The sequence below is a fragment of the Gammaproteobacteria bacterium genome (genome assembly GCA_016705365.1).
Classification (GTDB): domain Bacteria; phylum Pseudomonadota; class Gammaproteobacteria; order Pseudomonadales; family UBA5518; genus UBA5518.
The window spans coordinates 127011-148648 of record JADIYI010000005.1 but is presented as its reverse complement, the minus strand read 5'-3'; the positions used below and the strand labels follow the sequence as shown (position 1 = coordinate 148648).

Genomic DNA, 21638 nt, shown 5'->3' with positions numbered 1-21638 from the left:
CCTCCTGCGGCTCAGTCATCGTCGCCTTTCTTGCAGGTCGAGGCGGTCCAGCGACCGCTCATATCGACATGTACCTGACCCCCGCCACCCTGGGTCACGTCGATGGTGCCCGTGTAAGCCTCCGCCGACGTCGCATCGAACTTGAAGCGGGACGTGCGGGGCTCCGGTGCCGTGCAAGTCTCCTCGATCTCGAGGTGCCGTGTGTTCTGCGTAATCACCGTGCGCTTGCAGTTCGCGTTCTCTTTTCCAAGCAGCTCATTGCGGTCGAGATCCTGCTTGGTCACACAAGTGTGCATCACCGTCTTGTTCACCTTGCCCGCACGCGCGCGCATCGCCGCTTCGACCTTGGCGCGCTGGGCGGGCGGCATGCTTGCCAGCGTATCTTCCGGGATCATCATGCCCGCCACCGCCGTGCTTTGCGTAACCTCCCAGGCACCGGTCCTGATATCCAGGTTGTCGGCATGACTGACGAGCGGCAATACGGACAATAGCAAGGCAGCAAATACGATCTTCATGCTGATCTCCCTAAGTGAGTCGGGTAGATTAGGAGGCGTAAACCGCTTTTTCGGTCCACGCGAGTCCCCTGGGATTATTGAATCGCACAATATCCCGTATTCACAGGTTTTTATACGGCTTTACTGGATGATATGAGAGGAGGATATGGTGCCCGGGACCGGAATCGAACCGGTACGGCCGTTACCGGCCGAGGGATTTTCTTGCCACTTCGGCTTTCGCCGCGGCGCTTGCGCGCTTTCGTGGTCTGGACTTTCTCTTCGCCATGGACCCTGGCGGGCCTGCAGGCGGGGGCCGTCAAGTCTCTACACTTTCCCTGGCAATGCCAGGGCTTAGCTCGGGATTGCCACCACCTTGGGTGCTGAGGTTTCCCCGAATTTGACCCCATTCACGCCGGCCGTTTCCGAACCGGGTGCTCAATCGTCATAAGTCCCTTGCGTCTACCAATTTCGCCACCCGGGCAGGGAAGGCATGCGGAACACACTGGCCCGCGCGATGCTACCAAATCAGGGGCGGTAGCGTCGCGTCCGGGCGTTTTCCGTATTTGGAGGCGCGGGTCGGAATCGAACCGGCGTGCGCGGAGTTGCAGTCCGCTGCATGACCACTCTGCCACCGCGCCTTGAGAGTTTTCAACAACCCTCTGGGAGGGCCGGAGAATCTGGAGCGGGAAACCGGGTTCGAACCGGCGACCTCAACCTTGGCAAGGTTGCGCTCTACCAACTGAGCTATTCCCGCGTATCTGCACTTCAACTGGAAGGCCTGCGTATTCTAGTGAGCGAAGCCCGAGTGTCAAGAACGGCGTGCCGGTCATTTTTCCGGCGCGCGCCGCGTCGCCGCATCCGACAGATCGCCCCACGCGGCGCGCACATAAACCACCGCGGACCACAGCGTCAACAGCGCCGCCACGTAGAACATCAGGTAGCCGAGGGCCAGGTAATGACCGCCGCTGTGCGGGTCCACGGCCAGCAACACGATGATCGCGATCATCTGCAGAAAGGTCTTGACCTTGCCCAGGTAGGACACCGCAACGCTGGTGCGCTTGCCGATTTCCGCCATCCATTCGCGCAACGCCGAAACCAGGATCTCGCGCCCCACCACCACCAGAGCCGGCACCGTGAACCACACGGTATCCTGCTGGGTGACCAGCAGCACCAGCGCGATCACCACCATCAGCTTGTCGGCAACCGGATCGAGAAAGGCGCCAAAGGAGGTCGACTGGTCGAGCCGCCGCGCGAGGTACCCATCGAGCCAGTCGGTCAGCGAAGCGAGCACGAAGATCACCGCCGAGGCCATGTAGCTCCAGTGAAACGGGAGGAAGAACACCAGCACGAACACCGGGATCAGCGCGATGCGGAACAACGTCAGCATATTCGGAATATTCATTGCAGCACCGTCAGGCCCGTAGCCGGGACATTCTATTGATTATGAAACGCCGCATACACATCCTCGGCAATTCTGCGGCTTATCGTCGGCACCCGGACGAGTTCCTCGAGACTGGCACGCTCGATGCCCTGCAAGCCTCCGAAATAGCGTAACAGCTCGCGCCGCCGCTTGGGTCCCACCCCGGCAATACCCTCGAGCGGCGAGGCACGGCTTTTCTTGCCGCGCCGCTTCTGCAGGGCACTGATCGCAAAGCGGTGCGCCTCGTCGCGTACCTGCTGGATCAGGTGCAGCGCGGTCGAATCGGGCGCCAGCACGCGTTCGCGGCGCTCCAGTCCGACGACCAGGGTCTCGAGGCCGGGCCTGCGGGTCGTTCCCTTGGCGACCGCAACCACCGTCACGCCCTCGATCTGCAATTCTTCCAGCACCTTCAGCGCCTCGCTCATCTGCCCCTTGCCACCGTCGATCAGCAACAGGTCGGGAAGTCTGCCCTCGCCCGATTTGAGCCGCGTATAGCGGCGCTCGAGTGCCTGGCGCATCGCCGCGTAATCGTCACCGGGTGTGATGTCCTCGATATTGAAGCGCCGGTAATCGGATTTGAGCGGACCACCGCCATCGAACACCACGCAGGATGCCACCGCCAGCTCGCCGGCGCTGTGACTGATGTCGAAACATTCGATACGTTCAGGCACCGCCTCGAGACCCAATGCGTCCTGGAGCTCGGCGAGTTGTTCGTGCATGCGCTGGCGGCTGGCGAGAAAGCCGCCGAGGTTCTGCTGCGCGGTCTGCACGGCAAGTTTCAGCCACTGCGCGCGCGAGGCACGCACCCGGGTGCTGACGGCGACCTTGCGCCCGGCCGCCCCGGCCAGGGCTTCGCTCAGCAGATCGGCGTCCTCGAGCTGCTCGCTGACGAGGATTTCGGCGGGAATCTGCCGTTCGCCCCGGGCGCCGAAATAAAACTGGGGCACGAACGCGGCCAGCACCTCGGCCGCCGATTCCTCGATGCGACAGCGCGGAAAATAGCTTTTGCTGCCGAGAATACGGCCATCACGCACGAACAACGCCTGTACGCAGGCCGCTCCGGGGCCGGCGGCCGCGGCAATCACGTCGATGATGCCGTCACCACTCTCGATGAACTGCTTTTCGCGCACCGCCTGCAGATGCCTGATCTGGTCGCGCAGCACGGCGGCGCGCTCGAACTCGAGTGCCGCCGCGGCCCGCTCCATCCGGTCGGCCAACTCGCTTGCGAGCACCGTGCTCTTGCCCTCGAGAAACAATGCGGTGTCATGCACGGACTCGGCATATTCGGCCTCATCCACCAGGCCCACGCAGGGGCCCGAGCAACGCTGTATCTGGTACTGCAGGCAGGGGCGCGAGCGATTGCGGAAAAAACTGTCCTCGCACTGGCGCACGCGAAACACTTTCTGCAGCAGGTTCAGGCTCTCGCGAACCGCCGAGGAGCTGGGAAAAGGGCCGAAATAACGCCCGTTCGCGCGCTTGGCGCCACGATGAAAACCCAGCCGTGGAAACTGCTCCCCCTGCGACAGGAATATGTACGGATAGGATTTATCGTCGCGCAACAGGATATTGAACGGTGGGTGCTGGCTCTTGATCAGGTTCTGCTCGAGCAGCAGCGCACCGGTTTCGCTGCCGGTAACGGTGACCTGGATCTCCGCGATACGTGCTACCAGCGCCTCGGTCCTGGCGCCCTGCCCGCTGTCGCGGAAATAGCTCGCCACGCGCTTGCGCAGATTGCGCGCCTTGCCGACATAAAGCAGCGCACCACTGGCGTCGTACATCTGGTAGACGCCCGGCAATTCGGTGAGGTTGCGCACATAGGATGCGGCATCGAAGCCGGTCATCGTGAGTTCCCGCAGGAAGCCGCGCCCGCTGCGCGGCGGCAGCCGGGATTATAGCCGCAGCCTTCAGGCCGGTTGTGCGCCTATCACCCCGTGGCAGGCCGCGAGCCTGGTCAGCCCCACCTCGCCGTTGACACCGAGTTTCTCGAAAATCCGGTAGCGGAAGGTGTGCACGGTCTTGGTGGTGATGAACAGCTCGCGGGCGATCTGCACCGCTTTCTCGCCGGTCAGCATCAGTGCGCAAACCTGCATTTCGCGGCCCGTCAGGAGATCGAAGGGATTTGCTGTGCCTGCGTCCACCTGCGCCGTCGCGACCGCGCACGCCGCGCTTCGCCGCCCCTCGCAGACGCGGCGAATCACCGCCTCGAGTTCGGCCCGTGCCACGTTCTTGCCGACACAGGCGGAAATTCCGCTCTTGTGCAAGCGCTGCGGCGGTTCGGCATCCCAGGCAGTCACCGCGACGATGCGGGTCGCGGGCAGCGCGATATGAATTCGGCGTGCGGCTTCCAGTCCACCGATACCCGGCATGCGCAGATCCATCAGCACCACGTCGGGACACAGGCTGCGTGCGAGCCGGATGGCCTCCTCGCCCGAGGCTGCCTCGCCGAGAATGCGTATATCGGGGATTTCCCCCAGCGTGCTCGCGATGCCACGACGCACGATGTCGTGATCATCGACCATCAGCACGGAAATGGCGTGCTCGGAAGCTGCAGTGCCCATGCCGAATCCCTCCGACTGGTGCAAGGAACGCCGCGGTACTGCCTGCTCGGTGGCGCTTGCGGAAACAGGGAGAGCGAAAATATTACAGCCGCGCGAATACTGTCCAGCGATTTCTCGCGCGCGAATCGATCATTGACCCATTCGGGTCAGACTCACCGGCGAACTGGAATGCGGCAGGATTTGCCGCCACGTAAGGTTGATGCGCGGGCCCGTTTGCCGGCGGGTCTTCGGGATGCAGTGCTGCCAGTGTTGCTGCAGCGGCGCCTCCATCAGCAGCAGCGATCCGCCTTCGAGATCGAGGCTGAGCGTGGTACGCGTTTGTCCGCGCCGGCGCAGACGGAAGTGGCGCGTGGCGCCGAGACTCAGCGACGCGATGACCGGCGCCGGTCCCAGCTCCGGCTCGTCGTCACTGTGCCAGGACATGCTGTCCTGTCCGTCGCGATAGAGATTCAGCAACACGCTGTTGAACACCTGGCCGGTCAGCCGCTCGATGCGCTCACGCATGGCACACAATGCACGATCGAGGGGCTCGGGCTCGAGGTCGAGACCCGAATAGCGGTAGTTGCACCCCGGCTCGGCGTGCCAGGCGCTGAGGCGCGGCGCATCGATGCGTTTCCCGAACAGCTGCAATCGATGCCGGGTCCAGCGCACATCGACGAGCAGCGACTCCATCAGCTGCGCGCCGTCACTCGCAAAGGCGTCGCCAAACAGCAGCAGTCCTCCGTCATCGATCGGGATGCGCTCGCCGTGCGCGTGGCGCACCGTGACACTCATTCAATACACCGCGGGCTCGAGTTCGAGCTCGACGCCAAAGCGCTCGCTGACCGATGCCTGGATGCGTGCCGCAAGCGCCAGCATATCGCTGGCGCGGGCATGCGCATGGTTCACCAGCACCAGGGCCTGGTTGGCATGCACACCGGCATCACCGCTGCGATGAGCTTTCCATCCCGCCTGGTCGACCAGCCAGGCGGCGGCGAGTTTCACCGCACCCTGGTAGGGCCAATGCACCACGCCGGGAGCACGCACACGCAAGCGTGCGAATTGCTGCTCGTCGATGACCGGATTCTTGAAAAAACTTCCTGCGTTGGGCAACACCGCCGGATCGGGCAGACGCGCCTGGCGGATGGCGATCACCGCGCGCAGCACATCCCCCGCCGCGGGCGATTCGATTGCCTGCAGTTTTTCACGCAGGACCGGATAGTCGCTGCGCGGCGCACGCGCGATCGGAATGTCGAGCGTCACCGAGCCGATCACCAGCTGCTCGGCCAGTTCGCCCTTGAAGATGCTGTGACGGTAAGCGAACCGGCACGCCGCGTGATCGAGCGTGACGGCATCTCCCGAGGCGCGATCGAAGGCCGCGACCTCGCGCACGAATTCGCCGATCTCCACCCCGTAGGCACCGATATTCTGCAGCGGCGCGGCGCCAACCGTTCCCGGTATCAGGGCGAGGTTTTCCAGTCCGTACCAGCCGCGCCGATGACAATCGAGCACGAACGCGTGCCACGGTACACCGGCCGCCACGCGCACCACCACCCGCTGGTCCGAGCTCTGCAACAACTCCTGCCCCTGCAGACGCATCAGCAGCACCAGGGCATCGATATGCTCGCGCAGCACCACGTTGCTGCCACCGCCGAGCACCCGCAGCGCCAGTGCGCGCCTGCGCGCCAGCGCCAGCACTTCGCGCAGCGTATCCGGCGAATCCACCGCCACCAGGCAGCGCGCGCGTGACTCGAGCCTCAGGGTATTGCAATGCGTGAGCGACGCGTTCTCGAGAACTTCCATGATCAGCGGCGCGCGCCGGCCAGCAGGCGGTTGACCCGCTCGAGGTCGCCCGGCGTATCGACACCCGCGGGTATCGCGACGCAGGCTTCGTCCACGTGAATCCCGACGCCGTGTTCGAGCGCGCGCAATTGCTCCAGCGACTCCAGCGCCTCCAGGTAACCCACCCGCCAGTTGACGAAGTGGTTGAGAAATTCCACCCGGTAGGCGTAGATGCCAACATGACGCAGCGCATGAAAGCCCGCGGGCATGCGATCGCGCGAACGCGCGAACGCATCGCGCGGCCAGGGCACCGGGGCACGACTGAAGTACAGCGCGCGCCCGTTCTCGCCGCGCACCACCTTGACCACATTCGGATCGTTGAACTGCGCGAGTTCACTCAGTGGCTCGCACAGGGTGGCGATGCCGCAGTCGCGGTGCGCGGCGAGATTGGCCGCCACCTGGTCGATCACCTGCGGCGGTATCAACGGCTCATCGCCCTGCACGTTCACCACGATCGCCTCCTCGGGCAGGCCCAGCGCGGCCACCGCCTCCTGCAGCCGGTCAGTGCCGGACGGATGCTCGGCCGAGGTCATGCAGACCTCGGCACCAAAGGCCTCGGCCGCGCTGCGGATCCGCTCGTCGTCGGTGGCGATCACCACGCGGCCGGCGGCACAGGCGCAGGCCCTTTCGTAGACGTGGCGGAGCATCGGTCGTCCGGCAATTTCGAGCAACGGCTTGCCCGGCAGACGGGTCGAAGCAAAACGCGCGGGAATCACTACCGTAAAGCTCACTGGTCGGTCCTCGCAGGGTGGTGGTCGATGGAGCCGGGGCCGCGCCTCAACCGCCCTCGTCAGGCAGGCGCGTGGTGATGCTCAGGTTCACGAAGCCGAGTCTCCCCGCCGCGTCCATCACCCGCACCACCAGCTCGTGCGTCGCCTTGGCATCGGCGGTGATCACCAGCGGTTGTGCGGTATCGCCGCCCGACTGATCGCGCAGCGCCGCCATCACCGTCTCGATCTGGGTGTTGACCAGCACCTTGCCGTTCAGGGCGTAGGTACCGGTCGCGCTGACGATGATCTCCAGGCGCTCGCCTTCGTCCACCGAAGGGGTCGCATCGGCCTCGGGAAGCGTCAGTTGCAGATGCGCTTCGCGCGTGAACGTGGTCGAGACCATGAAGAAAATCAGCATCAGGAACACGACATCGATCAGCGGCGTCACATCGATGCCGCTCTCCACGCGCTGCTTGCGCTGGAACTTCACCTGGCGCGGCTCTCTTTCACATCCACCGGGCGACCGCCGTGCATCGCATCGACCAGTTTGATCGACTCCTGCTCCAGCCCCACCACGATGGTATCGACACGGCGCAGGAAATGACGGTGCACGATCAGCGAGGGGATCGCCACGCTCAGCCCGGCCGCGGTGGTGATCAGCGCCTTGGAGATCCCCCCGGCCAGCAGCTCGGCATTGCCGGTGCCGTGCAGCATCACGTCGGAAAACACCTGGATCATGCCAACCACGGTGCCGAGCAAACCGAGCAGCGGGGTGATCGCGGCAATGGTGCCGAGCGTGTTGAGATAACGCTCGAGATCATGGATCACGTGGCTGGCGGCTTCCTGGATGCTCTCTTTCATTACCTCGCGCCCATGGTGCGAGTTGCTGATGCCTGCGGCCAGAATGCGCCCGAGCGGCGAGGAAAGCTTGAGACCGCGCAGCCGCTCGGCGCTGAGTTCGTTCTTGCGGATCCAGTCCCACAATTCGGCCAGCGTGTTGCGCGGCACCACCTTGTGGTAATCCAGTGTCCACCAGCGCTCGATGGCGATGGCAACCGCGCCTATCGAGCAGGCAATGATCGGCAGCATCAGCCAGCCACCGGATTTGATCAGCTCCCACACAGGCATGCACTCTTCTGGTTCCGGGACCCGGGCATTGTAGTGGAGGCTTCATCGGGGTACCAATTGCGCGTGGTCATCGGCAGCACGTTCGTCCATAATCCGCAGCCCTCGCAACAGCCCGGCCCCGACCATGTGGTTCAAGAACCTGCGTATCTACCGTCTCAGCGAAGCATTGCCCTGCCCGATCGGGGAACTCGGCGAAAAATTGCTCGAATCGGCGTTTCGGCCCTGCTCCGGGATGGAATCCTCGCGCATGGGCTGGGTGCCGCCGATGGGGCCCAACACCGCGCAGCTGGTGCACACGATCGGCGATTTTCACCTGCTGTGCGCCCGTACCCAGCAACGGCTGCTGCCGCCCGCGGCGATACGCGAGGTGCTGGACGAGAAAATCCTCGATCTGGAAACCCGGGAAGCGCGCAAGCTCGGACGCCGCGAACGTGCCGACCTGAAGGACGATGTGATCCAGACCCTGCTGCCACGGGCGCTGACCCGCTCTTACCAGACCGGTGCGTTCCTGGCCGCGCGACGCGAGCTGTTGCTGGTGGATGCCGCCACGCCGGCCAAGGCCGAGGATCTGCTCAACCTGCTGCGCGACAGCATCGGGCGCTTGCCGATCAAGCCCCTGGTACCCAAGCACAACCCGACCGAGTTGATGACCCGCTGGCTGGCCGGAGGAAGGCTGCCACGGCCATTTCGCCTCGGCCAGCACGTCGATATGCGCGACACCCTGCACCAGGCCAATGTGGTGCGCTGCCGCCAGCAGGAGCTGGCCACCCAGGAGGTCCGCGGCCATCTCGAGGCCGGCAAGCAGGTCAACGGGCTGGGCCTGTGCTGGAACGACCGGCTCAACTTCGTGCTCGCCGAGGACCTGGCGCTGAAGGGGTTGAAGTTCGCGGAAATCGTGCAACGCGAGAGCGGCAACGACGAGGAACTGGACGCAGCCGCACGCTTCGATGCGGATTTCGCCCTGATGTCACTGGAACTCGATCGTCTGTGCGAGGACCTTCTGGACGTTTTCGGCAGTGCCGAGAGCTGAGCCCAAGCTCAGACCAGCACCTGCGTCAGCACCATCAGCGCACCGGCAAGGGCAAATGCCGATACGCCCAGCAACAGCCACTCGACGCCGTTGAAGCGATCGCTGCGGGTGATCTCCTGCCACCAGGTATGTTCTGTCTTGCGTCCGGTCATGGCTATCGTGATGTACAGTGGCCCGTGGGGCTGAATGCATCGATGACCGGACTATAACATCGCGCCCACGCCTGAAAAGGCCGCCAGGCTCGTGAATAGTTACGCGAACGGCTCAGTAGCTGGTGGGCAGCTTGCCGTTGATGATGATGTTCTTGCCTTCGAAACTGATGTACTCGCCGATGGCCAGGTCCTTGAGGATCCGCGCCACCATTTCGCGTGACGCACCGACCCGGTCGGCAATGTCCTGCTGGGTGAGACGCTCCTCGATATAGAGCTTGTCGCCGCGCGGTTCCGCGAGCGTCATCAGCACCTTGGTGACCCGTCCGTAGACATCCTGCAGTGCCAGGCTCTTGACGTTTTCGGTGAGCTTGCGCACCCGTCGGGTGAGATTGCGCATCAGCGTCTGGGCGATATTCGGGTGCCGCCCCATGGTTGCGTGGAACTCGTCCTTGAACATGATCGTGAAGGTCGATTTCTCGAGCGTGCGCACCGAGGCCGAGCGCCGGTCATCGTCGAGCAGGGCCAGCTCGCCGAAGTAGTCACCCGGCCCAAGGGTGTTCATGATGTATTCCTTGCCGTTCTTGTCGCTGCAATAGACCTTCACCCGTCCACTTTCGATCACGTACAGCGAATCCGCGAAATCGTTTTCGTTGATCACCACGGTATTTCGCGGATAGTTTCGGGTAACGCAGGAACCCTCGAGCGCGGCCTGTTCGTCCTCCGACAGGCCCGCAAACAACTCCACCTTTGGTAGCATCGACATGCGGTTCCGACCTCCCGGTCACGCGCAGATTTTCGTCACTCCGACAACTCCGGGGAACTATAGCACAAGGTTCCCCGGCCAAAGCACCATCATCGCATCGCCCCTGACCCCGTCCTGGCATGTTCTCCATCGGCTCGTGGTTACCCTATGAGGCCCCGGGGCAGGGTTTCCTGCGCACACCCAATGCGGGTATAAAAGAGACTTCGTCAGCCGAAGGCCGCACATGTCCGCCACCGAAACCGCCGATCCCGTCTCGCTGCTGTCCGCCATCGGCTCGATCGAGCGGCAGGTCGCCTACGCGATTTCCCTGGCCGAAGACCTGCACGCACCCGCCCTGCTGCCCGACCTCGAGAAATGCAGCCTTGCGGCCGCGCGCGCCGCCGACAGTCTCGCGCCGCAACAAGACAAGCCCGACCACCAGCGACTGCTGCACGACCTGCGCAACCATCTGGGGGCGATCAGCGGCTACGTGGAACTCCTGGTCGAGGATCACGCCGCCGAGTTGCACCCCGATCTCGCGCGCGCGCTCGAGGATCTGCGCAACACGGTGGGCGAGGTGCTCGCCGGGGAACCGCGCGCCGGACCCGGGGCGACGCAGCACCCGCTCACCGGGTCCGAACAGCAAGCGGGCACGCCGGGCGGCCGGCTGCTGGTCATCGACGACAGCGAACAAAGCCGCGAGTTGCTGACCCGCTACCTGCTGCGCCAGGGGCATCGCGTGCTGACGGCCGCCTCGGGCCCGGAGGCCATGGCAATCCTCGAGGACACCACGGTTGACCTGGTGTTTCTCGACCTGATCATGCCCGGGATGAGTGGCCTGGAAGTACTGCAGCAAATCAAGGCGGATCCGCGCCTGCGCGCGGTACCGGTGATCATCGTCTCCGGTTTCAGCGAGACCGGCGGTGTCATCCGCTGCATCGAGGCCGGTGCCGAGGACTATCTCAACAAGCCCTTCAACCCGACACTGCTGCAGGCGCGCCTGAATGCCGGGCTGCAGCGCAAACGCTGGCATGATCGCGAAGAGGCGTACCGGCGCGAACTGGAACGCAACGAGCGCTTCATCCGCAACACCTTCGGCCGTTATCTCTCCGACGAGATCGTCGATGCGCTGCTCGAGACCCCGCAGGGACTGAATCTCGGCGGCAGCAGTTGCCGGGTCACGATATTGATGGCCGATATCCGCAATTTCAGCCTGATCTGCGAGCGCCACGAACCCGGGCAGGTGGTGCAACTGCTCAACAACTACCTGGGCGTGATGTCGGAGATCATCATGGAACATCACGGCACCGTGGACGAGTTCATCGGCGATGGCATCCTTGCCATTTTCGGCGCCCCGGTCACCCGCGAGGATGACGCACTGCGGGCCATCGTCTGCGCGTTGCGCATGCAGGAGGCAGTCGAGGGGATCAACCGGCGCAACCATGAACTGGGTTTGCCGCCGATCAGCATCGGCATCGGGCTGAACAGCGGTGAGGTGGTGGCCGGCAATATCGGTTCCGAGCGGCGCAGCAAATATGGAGTGGTCGGGCACACCGTCAATCTCACCGCGCGCATCGAATCCTATACGGCCGGCGGCGAGATACTCGCATCGGCCAGCACCATCGGGGAGGTTGGCGGCGCGGTGGAAACGGGACGCCGTTTTACCGCCCAACCCAAGGGCATGGCCGCGGAAGTGACCGTCTACTCGATCACCGGAGTGCGCGCCGAGACCGGTGCGGGAGTCGCGTCATGAAGCGCATCCTGCTGGTTGAAGACAACGAGATGAACCGCGACATGCTGTCGCGGCGCCTGATGCGCAAGGGCTTCGAGGTACTGCTGGCCATTGACGGCGAACAGGCTGTCAGCACCGCCCTCGGCGAGTTGCCGGACATCGTGCTGATGGACATGAACCTGCCATTGAAGGATGGCTGGAGCGCGGCTCGCGAGATCAGGGACGATCCGCGCGGCGCACACCTGCCGATCATTGCCCTCACCGCGCATGCCATGTCCGACGATCGCGAGCGCGCAGTGCGCGCGGGTTGCGACGACTACGAAACCAAGCCGCTCGATTTCACCCGCCTGCTGGCAAAAATCGCCGCGTTGCTCGAGCGCGGACCGGGGCCACGCCCATGACACTGGCCAAACGGCTCAGCCTCGCGATCTTCGGCGTTCTCGCCCTGTTCGCGGTGAACGTGGTGACCTTCTCCATCGGCAATCACACCATCCGCGAGTCGCTCGATGCGGTCAGCGATGCGGTGCGCGGACAGGTCAACACGGCGACTCTGCGCCAGGATCTCGACAGCCTGCACAAGCAACTGCTGGTATTGGCCACGTTGCGCGATTCAGCCGGCCAGGGTATCTCCGCCGGTGAAGCCGAGCGCGCAGCACGCGAGATCACCGAGATGCGCGCGCTGATCGGGCGCATGGCGCGCAACACCAACCAGAATTCACGCGACGCCTACCAGGCACTGGCGACCCAGTCCACGGTACTGTTTCGCGACTGGGAGCAGTTCCTGCAGGATCTGCGCCGGCCGGCACGGCGCACGATCTCGGCCGAGGATCTGAAAACCCTCCACGGGCAGACACTGGCCGTGCTCAATCGTTTCGAGACGGCGGTCGTGGATGTATCGCGGGCGCAGAGCGGGCTGGTGGAACGCACCGGCCGGGTTACCGGGCGTGTCACGCTGGCGGTGTTCCTGAGCTCCATCGCGCTCACCGCGCTGCTCGGCTTCCTGCTGACCCGCCATACCAACGAATCGCTGCGGCGTCTGCGCGAAGGCACCGTCCGGGTCGGTGGCGGAGATCTCGAGTACCGCATACCGATTCTCTCGAGCGATGAATTCGGCCAGCTGGCGACGGCGTTCAACGACATGGCGGCCAAGCTGCAGGCCGCGGTTGCCGAAGTACAGGAAGCGCGGGTACAGGCTGATCGTGCCAACGCCGCCAAGAGCGGCTTCCTGGCCAATATGAGTCACGAACTGCGCACCCCGCTGAACGCAATCATCGGCTACAGCGAGATGCTGGTGGAAATGGCAGCGGAAGAACCCGAGCTGCCCGCGGACGAACTGGCGGCGGACATGCAGCGTATCCATACCGCCGGCCAGCATCTCCTGTCGCTGATCAACAACGTGCTCGACCTGGCGAAGATCGAGACCGGAAAGATGACGCTGTATCGCGAACCCTTCGATGCGCTGGATGTGCTGCACGAACTCGCGACCACCATGCAATCGCTCGCCCGGCGCAACAACAACACCATCAGCATCACGGGCGAACCGCTCGCGGCCGGCATCGTCAGCGATCAGACGCGTTTCCGGCAGATTTTCTCGAACCTGCTGAGCAATGCCTGCAAATTCACCGATAACGGCATGGTGGACATCGATTTCGAGAGCTTCGACCAGGCAGGCATGCCCTGGCTGCGCTTTCGGGTGAGCGATACCGGCATCGGCATGACCGCGGAACAGCTCGATGCGGTATTCGAGCCCTTTGTGCAGGCGGATTCCTCGACCACCAAGAAGTACGGCGGTACCGGCCTCGGTCTGTCGCTGTGTCATGAATTCTGCGCATTGCTGGGCGGTACCATCCGTGCCGGCAGCGAGCCGGGCAAAGGCAGTACGTTCGTGGTGGAGCTCCCGGTCGATGCGGCTGCGGCAGCCGCCGATATGCAAGCAGACCCCGTCGCCAATGCGGATGCCGGACCCGCGCAAAACCGGCACACCGCGGCGCACACGGTGCTGGTTATCGATGATGACGCCGATGCCCGCGATATCACCGCGCGGGTATTGCGCCAGGAAGGTTGTCACGTGCTCGAGGCGGACAACGGCAACGATGGCCTGCGGCTGGCGCGCGAGCAACGCCCCGACCTGATCGTGCTCGACCTGGTGATGCCCGGGGTGGATGGCTGGGCGGTACTTTCGGTGCTCAAGGACAACGACGAAACGCGCGATATTCCGGTGATCCTGCAGTCCATGCTCGATGCCCGCGACAAGGGTCTGAAGCACGGTGCGGCGGAATTTCTCGACAAGCCTGTCAACCGCCGCCGTCTGGCAGAGACCCTCGAACGGCTGACGCCCAGGGACCGCGCGGGCCATGTATTGCTGATCGAGAGCGCTTCCGATGCGCGCGACAAGCTGATCGCCGGCCTGTGCAACCAGGGATGGTACGTGAGCTCGACCGAACACACCGGCGAGGCGCTGGCCATCTCGAGGCAGAATCCGCCCGACCTGATACTGCTGTCACTGGGGTTGCCCAGCGAGGATGTGTTTTCGCTGGCGGAGGAACTCGGACGCAACCGCTCGCTGCGCAAGGTACCGGTATTCGTACTCGAGGGAGCGGGCCTTCATGCCAATGCGCGCGAGCGTCTCGGGGCGCAGCTCGACCAGTTGATCCTGCACGAGGGAACGGATATCGACTCGGTGCTGGCGCGAACCGGGCAGCTGGCGGATGACGCCGCGAATCAACCCCCATCGACACTGAGCGCGCGCAGCTGACGCACCAGTTCTTCCTTGTCGGCCAGGGATTTGCGCAATTGGGCATTGGCGGCACGCAACCGGGCATTCTCGCCTTCGCGTCCCTGGATCAGCTCCAGCAATTCGAGCTCTCCGAAAAACTCGTATTGCAGATCGTTCTGCTTCACCCGGCGCTCGAGCTCCTCCATGATGATCGCCGCGGCTTGCGCATCCTTCATCTTCGACGAGGGCAGCAGGCGGATCATCGCCAGGCTTATCAGTGAGCGCACCTGGTCACGGGGATCTTCCGCATGCCCGACAACCCGCTCGTAACCGAGCATTGCATTCTCGTAATCGCCGCTCTGGTAAGCGGCATAGGAAGTTCTGAGCAGTTGCCCGAAGTCTTCGGGAGCCGTGGTCGGTGTCGGCGCCGATGGCCCCTGCGGTGGCGCCGCAAGCGGAACCGGAGATGGCTTGGCAACCCTTGCGCCACCGGAATGTGGTTCGTCGACGCTGACCGGCGACGTCGACCTGTGCCCCGATTGACAGCCCGCGACCAAACATGCCGCGAGCAATGCTGGCAGGCAGGAAGCAGCGGCTCGCGCCATCGTTGGCGATCTCCTGTCGGCTTGGATCGGGCGGGGCGCACGACCTGCCCGAAGTATAACGCCTGTCACCTCGCGCACGACACTCAGGCCTGCGGTCGCAAATGGGGGAACAGCAGCACGTCGCGGATCGACGGCGCATCGGTCAGCAACATGACCAGCCGGTCCACCCCGATCCCGACACCGGCCGTCGGCGGCAAGCCGTATTCCAGCGCGGTTATGTAGTCGGCGTCGAAATGCATTGCCTCGCTGTCGCCCGCCTCCTTCATCGCGACCTGCTCGCGAAAGCGTGCCGCCTGGTCCTCCGGATCGTTGAGCTCCGAAAACCCGTTGGCGAGCTCACGTCCGCCGATGAACAGCTCGAAACGATCGCTGATAAACGGATTCTCGTCGTTGCGCCGTGCCAGCGGCGACACCTCGGTCGGATAGGCGGTAATGAACGTCGGCTGGCGCAGACGCGACTCCACGGTCTTGTCGAAAATCTCCATCTGCAATTTGCCCAAGCCGTGTTGCGGCCTGACCTCGACCCCCAGATGACGGGCCGTGGTGCGGGCACGCTCCAGCGAGTCGATATCCGCCGCGCTCAACGACGGATTGAACTGCAGGATCGAGTCGAACACGCTGATACGGACAAACGGCTTGCCGAGATCGAGCTGCTCGCCCTGGTAGTCGAGCAGCGTGGCGCCGGTCACGCGCTGCGCCGCCGCCCGCAGCATGCCCTCGGTGAGATCCATCGCATCGCGGTAATCGGCGTAGGCAAAATAGTACTCGAGCATCGTGAACTCGGGATTGTGCCGTGTCGACAGCCCCTCGTTGCGAAAGTTGCGCGCCACCTCGAACACCCGTTCGAAGCCGCCCACCACCAGACGCTTGAGGTAGAGCTCGGGCGCGATACGCAGGAACATCTCCAGGTCGAGCGCGTTGTGATAGGTCACGAAAGGCCGCGCCGCGGCACCGCCGGGAATGCTCTGCATGGCCGGCGTCTCGACTTCGAGGAAATCCCGGTCGGTGAGATAGTCACGCAACGAGTCCAGCGTCAGCGAACGCGCGCGAAACAGCCGGCGCGTTTCCTCGTTCATGATCAGATCGACGTAGCGCTGGCGGTAACGCAATTCGCGATCGGCCAGGCCATGGTACTTGTCGGGCAGCGGACGCAGCGCCTTGGTGAGCAGGCGTGCCTGGTCCATGTCGACATACAGATCACCCTTGCCGGAGCGGTGCAACAAGCCTTCGGCGCCGACGATGTCACCCATGTCCCAGGTCTTGATCTCCGCCCGTGTTGCATCGGGAAGCAATTCGCGATTGACATAGAGCTGGATCTGCCCGCTGACGTCGCTGATCACCAGGAAAGGTCCGCGCATGCGCATGATGCGCCCCGCGACCTTGACCCGCTTGCCCAGCTGCTCGAGCCGCTCGCGCGTGTCATCGGCGTGCTCGCGCTGGAGCGTGTCGGCGAGATTGTCACGGCGAAAATCGTTGGGAAAGGGATTGCGCACGCGACGCAACGCGTCGAGCTTGGCACGGCGTTCCGCGATCAGGCGATTCTCGTCCGCCGCTGTGGCACTGGTTTCGGTCATGGTGTTCGCTCCTCGGCGATCACAGCCCCGCTTTCAGCGAAGCCTCGATGAAACGGTCGAGGTCACCATCGAGGACCCCCTGGGTATTGCTGGTTTCGATACCGGTACGCAGATCCTTGATCCGTGACTGGTCGAGCACATAGGAGCGTATCTGGCTGCCCCAGCCGATATCGGCCTTGCTGTCTTCCAGTGCCTGCGCCACGGCATTGCGCTTCTGCATCTCCATCTCGTAGAGCTTGGCGCGCAACTGTTTCATCGCGAAATCGCGGTTCTGGTGCTGCGAGCGCTGTGACTGGCACTGCACCACGATGCCGCTCGGCATATGCGTGATGCGCACCGCGGAATCGGTACGGTTCACGTGCTGTCCGCCGGCACCGCTCGCGCGGTAGGTATCGGTGCGCAGATCGGCCGGGTTGATGTCGATCTCGATCTCGTCATCGATCTCGGGCGATACGAACACCGAGGCGAACGAGGTGTGGCGGCGATTGCCCGAATCGAAGGGCGACTTGCGCACCAGCCGATGCACACCGGTCTCGGTACGCAACCAGCCGAAGGCATATTCGCCACGAAAATGGATCGTGGCGCTCTTGATACCGGCGACCTCGCCGGCACTGCATTCGATCAGTTCGGTGTCGAAGCCCCGCGCCTCGCCCCAGCGCAGGTACATGCGCAGCAGCATCTCGGCCCAGTCCTGTGCCTCGGTGCCGCCCGATCCCGCCTGTATATCGAGGTAGGCATTGGCCGGGTCGTGCTCGCCCGAGAACATGCGGCGGAACTCGAGCGTCTCGACCTGTTTCTCGAGCGCTGCCACATCGCTGGTCAGCGCCGCGAAGGTCTCGGCATCGTCTTCCAGGTGCACCAGTTCGAGCAAGTCAAAGGAGTCTCTGAGACCGCTGTCGAGCGACTCGAGCGTCTGCACCACCACTTCCAGCGCCGCCCGCTCGCGGCCGAGTTCCTGGGCGCGCTCGGGCCTGTCCCAGACACTCGGTTCGCTCAGCTCGAGTTCGACTTCCGTCAGCCGGTCTTTCTTGACGGCATAGTCAAAGATACCCCCTGAGGCCCTGCGCGCGCTCGCGAAGGTCAGTCAGAAGATTCTGCAGCGGATTGATTTCCATGCAACGCCGCTCCCGCGGTAAAGGTGGATGCAAAAAAGGCCGGCTAGTGTAACTGAGCGCGCGCCGCGGACTCCAGCCGCTTCGAGCCAGTTATCCGGAAAAGATCGCCGCAGTCAGCGTGCGAAGCCCGGAAATCGCGACCCCGGGATCGCACCCCCGATACCCGGGCACCGATGCTGCGCCGCAAGCCGGGGCCGTACATCCACAGTTCGGATTTACCCTGAAATTTGTCTCCCATGTCCGCCCTGTTTTCCCTATCCTTCTGAAATCGATCATCGAGGCGTTGATCTCGTCGCAGCCAGTCGACGCAAAAAGAACTCAAGCCAGAGGGAGCGACCTCCATGATAAACGACGAAGACGATTCCCTGACGCTGCGTATGCCGGCCGCACGGGTGTTTTTCTGTGTGTTCGCCACGACCCTCATCGGTGTTATCTGTCTGGGCATGCTTGCCGGCACGACCCTGGCACTCATCAACGGTGAGGTGGTGCTTGGTATAGTGGGATATATGTGTGCCGCAGTGATGGTGATCCTGTTTCTGTATGTGCTGCGCGACATGCGCAGCGTATGGGGTTGGCAGGTGCATCTCGAGGATGACAAGCTTGATCTGCGGCTACCTGCGGGACGTTCCCTGTCTCATCATGTCGATCGATATTGCGGGCGGATTCCAGCCATTCAAATGGAGTCGATCGAGACCCGTCTGGAGTCCTACGGTAGATTCCTTGCCTCGAATATGCATCGCAGTTACGCCTTGCGTCTGCGCTCGGGAGATGCCATTTTTCTGGGCGAGGATCGTGCCCTGGGTACTGCGTATGAGATGTCGACACTCGGTAGTCATGTGTCGGAAATCATGCGCCACTATGATCTTCCCCTGCACGATCTGGGCATGGCCGAAGGCAAAGCCGGGATTCTTCAGGTTCTTTTCAGCTCGCCACCCGCCCAGGATGCACCGAATCTCGATGATCGGTCACAGAGCAAGCTGTGGCGTCGCGCCGTCACTACCGGACGCCTGAGCCTGATCATGACGATACTGGTATTGATTGCCGTAATCATCGGTTATGCAAATTAGACAACCCATTTCGAATTCGAGGTCACCGAAGCACTGCGCCGGCGTGGCATCGGACCTAATCGGAACCGGATGAGCGGTCTGGCCCGCGCGGCGGCCTGGCCCCCAACTGACCACCGAGCGCACAGAATACCGAGCCCACGACCACCACAAGCGAGGCGAACAGCACGGCTGGTGTCAGTGTAGTTTGCGGAAACTGCAACGGCAGCCAGACGCCGAGCAGATGCGCACCGAACAGCGTGGTCAGCGGCTGCACCGCCAGCACCGCGCTCACCTTGGAGGAATCCCAATGATTGAGTGCCTCCGCGAACGCACCGTAGGCAATCAGGGTGTTCAGCGCCAGGAACACCAGCAACGCCACCTGGACCGTGTCGAGGTGCAGCAGGTCGCGCGGCGAGGCTGCCGGCAGCATCACCATCCCACCGGCCAGGTAGATACCCAACAGCACGATCTGCGAGGGCAGGAAATGCAGCAGCCGTTTCTGGGCCAGTCCGTAAACTGCCCACAACAGCGCCGCCAGCACCATCAGCAGCACGCCGGTGCCGAACACATCGACTCCGGATCCGGTAAGGCGCAGCCGCTCCGCACAAAAGCCCACGATGCCTGTCACCAGCACCATGAAACCGGTCCATTGCAGCCACGTGAACCGCTCGCCGAACAACCACAGACTGCCGAGCATCAGCAGTACCGGCGCGAGTTGCACCACGGTCTGCGCAACCGGGGCTCCTATGTAACGCAGACTCGACACGTAAAGGACGTAGTTGCCGACCAGCGTCAGCACGGCGAGACCGAACAGCCACCATGCCACTGGCGCGATGCGCCGGGGGCGACGCAGATTGCCGCTGGCTGCGATCAGCGCCAGCAGCATCAGCCCGGAGCCGACGAAACGAAACCAGCTGATCGTCACTGCATCGACGGCAGCGACCAGCGGCACCATGGCCAACGGCACTGCTCCCCACAGCACCGCGGTGGTCAACGACAACGCCAGTCCCAGGCGCCAGCTCCGGCTGCTGCTCCGAATCACGACGCCTCCGGATGCGATGCGGCAAGCGGCACGATATCCACCACCAGCAACTGCAGGCTGCGCACCCCGCGGTAATCATTCACATCGAGTCGGTAGGCAAGCCGCGCGCGGCGGGTTTGCGGTGCCGGCCAGCAGCTCGGGTCGACATTGAATGCAATCGCATCGAGCGCGATGCGATTCGTGACCCCGACCGGTGTCACCACCAGGCGCAGATGACGCTCACCCACCAGACGCTGGCTGCGCAGATGAAACTCGCCATCGAACAGCGGTTCCGGGAAACGCTGCCCCCAGGGGCCCGCCTCGCGCAAGCGTTCGGCGTTGGCGAGCGACAATTCATCGGGCGCCAGTTCGCCATCCGATTCGAGCACGCTGAGCAGCGCATCCTGGTCCAGCCCCCGTCGCACCTCCTGGTCGAAAGCTCCCGCGAACGCCTCGAGCTGTTGCGCGTGCAGCGTCAGCCCGGCAGCCATCGCATGTCCGCCGAATCGCACGATCAGCCCGGGGTTGCGTGCGTCGATTGCAGCCAGTGCATCACGCAGGTGGAAACCGGGAATCGAGCGCGCCGATCCCTTCAGCTCACCGTCGCCCCCCGGTGCGAAGGCAATGACCGGGCGATGGTGCCGCTCCTTGATGCGCGATGCCACCAGGCCGACCACGCCCTGGTGCCACTCAGGCCGGAACAGACACAAGCCCCAGCGCAGCTCGCTGTCGCCGAGCAACTCCTCATCGAGCAGCTGCAGCGCCTCCTGCTGCATGCCGGCCTCGATCTCGCGCCGTTCGCGATTGAGCGCATCGAGTTCGCTCGCCATCGCGCGTGCGCGCGCCGGATCGTCCTCGACAAGGCAACGGATACCATAGGCCATGTCATCGAGCCGCCCGGCCGCATTGATGCGCGGCCCCACCACGAAACCGAGGTCGGTGCTGACGGTCCGCTCCACGGTGCGCCCGGCCACTTCCAGCAGCGCAGTGATACCGGGGCGAGCCCGACCGGCGCGTATCCGCCGCAGGCCCTGCTCGACCAGGATGCGGTTGTTGTGATCGAGCGCCACCACATCGGCCACGGTGCCGAGCGCCACCAGGTCGAGAAACTGCGCCAGCTTGGGTTCCTCGACAGAGCGTGCGCCGAACCAGCCACGCTCGCGCAGCACCCCGCGCAATGCGCTCATCAGATAGAACACCACTCCCACGCCGGCCAGGTGCTTGCTCGGGAAATCGCAACCGGACTGGTTGGGATTGACGATTGCACAGGCTGCGGGCAAGCGCGCTCCAGGCAGATGATGGTCGGTGATCAGCACCTCGATGCCGTGTCGCGCGGCCGCTTCCACACCGGCGATACTGGCAATGCCGTTGTCGACCGTGACGATCAGCGCGGGATCCAGCGTTGCGGCGAGCTCGACGATCTCGGGACTCAGTCCGTAGCCATAGTCGAACCGGTTCGGCACCAGGAAATCCACGCTGGAACAACCCATGGCACGCAACGCAAGCAGCATCAGGGCCGTACCCGTTGCACCATCGGCGTCATAGTCGCTGACGATCAGTATCGCCTCCCCGGCACTCAGCGCATCGGCAAGACGACGCGCGGCGACATCCAGATCGCGCATGGCTGCGGGCGGATGCAAGCGGTCGAGATGGAGATCGAGGGCGGCAGGATCATCGATGCCGCGCGCCGCATAGATGCGGGTGAGCCATCCCGGGAGGGCTCCGAGCGCCGGCAACCGGTGCGGATTGGTGCGGCGCCGGACCTCGCGCACGA

At 63.8% G+C, this 21638-nt stretch carries 21 protein-coding genes and 2 tRNA genes; 5 read left to right on the top strand and 18 right to left on the bottom strand.

Annotated elements, in window-relative coordinates; translation table 11 throughout:
• Positions 1–11 precede the first annotated feature (11 nt).
• The 11 genes from IPF49_04460 to IPF49_04410 all read right to left on the bottom strand — a co-directional run bounded on the left by IPF49_04460 (position 12) and on the right by IPF49_04410 (position 8125).
• The gene (locus tag IPF49_04460; GenBank protein MBK6286891.1) at positions 12–515 is read right to left on the bottom strand and encodes a DUF3617 family protein; all 504 of its coding nucleotides are present in this window, start codon (positions 513–515) and stop codon (positions 12–14) included.
• A 543-nt stretch (positions 516–1058) separates the two neighbouring features.
• Positions 1059–1132 (bottom strand) — tRNA-Cys (locus IPF49_04455).
• A gap of 40 nt (positions 1133–1172) precedes the next feature.
• Positions 1173–1248 (bottom strand) — tRNA-Gly (locus IPF49_04450).
• A 72-nt stretch (positions 1249–1320) separates the two neighbouring features.
• Positions 1321–1896, bottom strand: coding sequence for a CDP-diacylglycerol--glycerol-3-phosphate 3-phosphatidyltransferase (pgsA, locus tag IPF49_04445; GenBank protein ID MBK6286890.1), 576 nt, complete (start codon positions 1894–1896; stop codon positions 1321–1323).
• Positions 1897–1928: 32 nt separating this feature from the next.
• The gene (uvrC, locus tag IPF49_04440; protein MBK6286889.1) at positions 1929–3755 is read right to left on the bottom strand and encodes an excinuclease ABC subunit UvrC; all 1827 of its coding nucleotides are present in this window, start codon (positions 3753–3755) and stop codon (positions 1929–1931) included.
• A 63-nt stretch (positions 3756–3818) separates the two neighbouring features.
• Positions 3819–4472 (bottom strand): response regulator, encoded by a 654-nt coding sequence (locus IPF49_04435; GenBank protein ID MBK6286888.1) that lies wholly within the window; start codon positions 4470–4472, stop codon positions 3819–3821.
• A 129-nt stretch (positions 4473–4601) separates the two neighbouring features.
• Positions 4602–5246, bottom strand: a complete 645-nt coding sequence (locus IPF49_04430; GenBank protein MBK6286887.1) for an alpha-ketoglutarate-dependent dioxygenase AlkB — start codon at positions 5244–5246, stop codon at positions 4602–4604.
• Positions 5247–6260 carry a UDP-N-acetylmuramate dehydrogenase gene (gene murB, locus IPF49_04425; protein ID MBK6286886.1) on the bottom strand — a complete coding sequence of 338 codons (1014 nt, stop codon included), beginning with the start codon at positions 6258–6260 and terminating at the stop codon, positions 5247–5249. It abuts the gene before it with no gap.
• Positions 6257–7024 (bottom strand): 3-deoxy-manno-octulosonate cytidylyltransferase, encoded by a 768-nt coding sequence (gene kdsB / locus IPF49_04420; protein ID MBK6286885.1) that lies wholly within the window; start codon positions 7022–7024, stop codon positions 6257–6259. The genes murB and kdsB overlap by 4 nt, the downstream gene beginning before the upstream one ends.
• A gap of 46 nt (positions 7025–7070) precedes the next feature.
• Positions 7071–7493 (bottom strand): biopolymer transporter ExbD, encoded by a 423-nt coding sequence (locus tag IPF49_04415; protein ID MBK6286884.1) that lies wholly within the window; start codon positions 7491–7493, stop codon positions 7071–7073.
• Positions 7490–8125, bottom strand: a complete 636-nt coding sequence (locus tag IPF49_04410; protein MBK6286883.1) for a MotA/TolQ/ExbB proton channel family protein — start codon at positions 8123–8125, stop codon at positions 7490–7492. The genes IPF49_04415 and IPF49_04410 overlap by 4 nt, the downstream gene beginning before the upstream one ends.
• 130 nt (positions 8126–8255) lie before the next feature.
• On the opposite strand from IPF49_04410, the gene IPF49_04405 reads away from it, so the two are divergent.
• A complete protein-coding gene (locus IPF49_04405; protein ID MBK6286882.1) occupies positions 8256–9161 on the top strand; it encodes a recombination-associated protein RdgC in 906 nt (301 codons plus the stop codon).
• An 8-nt stretch (positions 9162–9169) separates the two neighbouring features.
• On the opposite strand, the gene IPF49_04400 is transcribed toward IPF49_04405, so the two are convergent.
• Both IPF49_04400 and IPF49_04395 read right to left on the bottom strand, forming a co-directional pair.
• On the bottom strand, positions 9170–9313 hold the full coding sequence (locus tag IPF49_04400) for a hypothetical protein (protein MBK6286881.1): 144 nt from the start codon (positions 9311–9313) through the stop codon (positions 9170–9172).
• 112 nt (positions 9314–9425) lie between these two features.
• Positions 9426–10070, bottom strand: coding sequence for a Crp/Fnr family transcriptional regulator (locus tag IPF49_04395; GenBank protein ID MBK6286880.1), 645 nt, complete (start codon positions 10068–10070; stop codon positions 9426–9428).
• A gap of 229 nt (positions 10071–10299) precedes the next feature.
• On the opposite strand from IPF49_04395, the gene IPF49_04390 reads away from it, so the two are divergent.
• Genes IPF49_04390 through IPF49_04380 form a run of 3 tightly spaced genes read left to right on the top strand, consistent with a single transcriptional unit; the run spans position 10300 to position 14542 of the window.
• Positions 10300–11808, top strand: coding sequence for a response regulator (locus tag IPF49_04390; GenBank protein MBK6286879.1), 1509 nt, complete (start codon positions 10300–10302; stop codon positions 11806–11808).
• Positions 11805–12188 carry a response regulator gene (locus IPF49_04385; protein MBK6286878.1) on the top strand — a complete coding sequence of 128 codons (384 nt, stop codon included), beginning with the start codon at positions 11805–11807 and terminating at the stop codon, positions 12186–12188. Before IPF49_04390 ends, IPF49_04385 begins: the two co-directional genes overlap by 4 nt.
• The gene (locus IPF49_04380; protein ID MBK6286877.1) at positions 12185–14542 is read left to right on the top strand and encodes a response regulator; all 2358 of its coding nucleotides are present in this window, start codon (positions 12185–12187) and stop codon (positions 14540–14542) included. The genes IPF49_04385 and IPF49_04380 overlap by 4 nt, the downstream gene beginning before the upstream one ends.
• Here the strand turns inward: IPF49_04380 and IPF49_04375 are convergent.
• From IPF49_04375 to prfB, 3 genes are all read right to left on the bottom strand, one after another.
• Positions 14509–15108, bottom strand: a complete 600-nt coding sequence (locus IPF49_04375) for a hypothetical protein (GenBank protein ID MBK6286876.1) — start codon at positions 15106–15108, stop codon at positions 14509–14511. The two genes, IPF49_04380 and IPF49_04375, sit on opposite strands and share 34 nt — an antisense overlap.
• Before the next feature lie 83 nt (positions 15109–15191).
• Positions 15192–16682, bottom strand: a complete 1491-nt coding sequence (gene lysS, locus IPF49_04370) for a lysine--tRNA ligase (GenBank protein ID MBK6286875.1) — start codon at positions 16680–16682, stop codon at positions 15192–15194.
• Between the two features lie 19 nt (positions 16683–16701).
• A protein-coding gene (gene prfB, locus IPF49_04365) for a peptide chain release factor 2 (GenBank protein MBK6286874.1) occupies positions 16702–17797 on the bottom strand; the annotation gives its coding sequence in 2 pieces (ribosomal slippage) (positions 16702–17724 and positions 17726–17797; 1095 coding nt in all).
• 341 nt (positions 17798–18138) lie between these two features.
• Between prfB and IPF49_04360 the strand changes: the two genes are divergently transcribed.
• Entirely contained in the window at positions 18139–18864 is a 726-nt protein-coding gene (locus tag IPF49_04360; protein MBK6286873.1) for a hypothetical protein, read from the top strand.
• A 55-nt stretch (positions 18865–18919) separates the two neighbouring features.
• Here IPF49_04360 and IPF49_04355 read toward each other — a convergent pair whose 3' ends face one another.
• Both IPF49_04355 and recJ read right to left on the bottom strand, forming a co-directional pair.
• Positions 18920–19885, bottom strand: coding sequence for an EamA family transporter (locus tag IPF49_04355; protein MBK6286872.1), 966 nt, complete (start codon positions 19883–19885; stop codon positions 18920–18922).
• On the bottom strand, positions 19882–21636 hold the full coding sequence (recJ, locus tag IPF49_04350) for a single-stranded-DNA-specific exonuclease RecJ (protein ID MBK6286871.1): 1755 nt from the start codon (positions 21634–21636) through the stop codon (positions 19882–19884). Before recJ ends, IPF49_04355 begins: the two co-directional genes overlap by 4 nt.
• Positions 21637–21638: the final 2 nt, after the last annotated feature.

Coding starts and splice junctions, on each gene's coding strand:
- IPF49_04395 (MBK6286880.1), bottom strand. CDS start 10,070: ATGCTACCAAAGGTGGAGTTGTTTGCGGGCCTGTCGGAGGACGAACAG.
- IPF49_04375 (MBK6286876.1), bottom strand. CDS start 15,108: ATGGCGCGAGCCGCTGCTTCCTGCCTGCCAGCATTGCTCGCGGCATGT.
- IPF49_04360 (MBK6286873.1), top strand. CDS start 18,139: ATGATAAACGACGAAGACGATTCCCTGACGCTGCGTATGCCGGCCGCA.
- IPF49_04385 (MBK6286878.1), top strand. CDS start 11,805: ATGAAGCGCATCCTGCTGGTTGAAGACAACGAGATGAACCGCGACATG.
- pgsA (MBK6286890.1), bottom strand. CDS start 1,896: ATGAATATTCCGAATATGCTGACGTTGTTCCGCATCGCGCTGATCCCG.
- IPF49_04430 (MBK6286887.1), bottom strand. CDS start 5,246: ATGAGTGTCACGGTGCGCCACGCGCACGGCGAGCGCATCCCGATCGAT.
- IPF49_04380 (MBK6286877.1), top strand. CDS start 12,185: ATGACACTGGCCAAACGGCTCAGCCTCGCGATCTTCGGCGTTCTCGCC.
- IPF49_04460 (MBK6286891.1), bottom strand. CDS start 515: ATGAAGATCGTATTTGCTGCCTTGCTATTGTCCGTATTGCCGCTCGTC.
- lysS (MBK6286875.1), bottom strand. CDS start 16,682: ATGACCGAAACCAGTGCCACAGCGGCGGACGAGAATCGCCTGATCGCG.
- uvrC (MBK6286889.1), bottom strand. CDS start 3,755: ATGACCGGCTTCGATGCCGCATCCTATGTGCGCAACCTCACCGAATTG.
- IPF49_04400 (MBK6286881.1), bottom strand. CDS start 9,313: ATGACCGGACGCAAGACAGAACATACCTGGTGGCAGGAGATCACCCGC.
- IPF49_04390 (MBK6286879.1), top strand. CDS start 10,300: ATGTCCGCCACCGAAACCGCCGATCCCGTCTCGCTGCTGTCCGCCATC.
- IPF49_04405 (MBK6286882.1), top strand. CDS start 8,256: ATGTGGTTCAAGAACCTGCGTATCTACCGTCTCAGCGAAGCATTGCCC.
- IPF49_04435 (MBK6286888.1), bottom strand. CDS start 4,472: ATGGGCACTGCAGCTTCCGAGCACGCCATTTCCGTGCTGATGGTCGAT.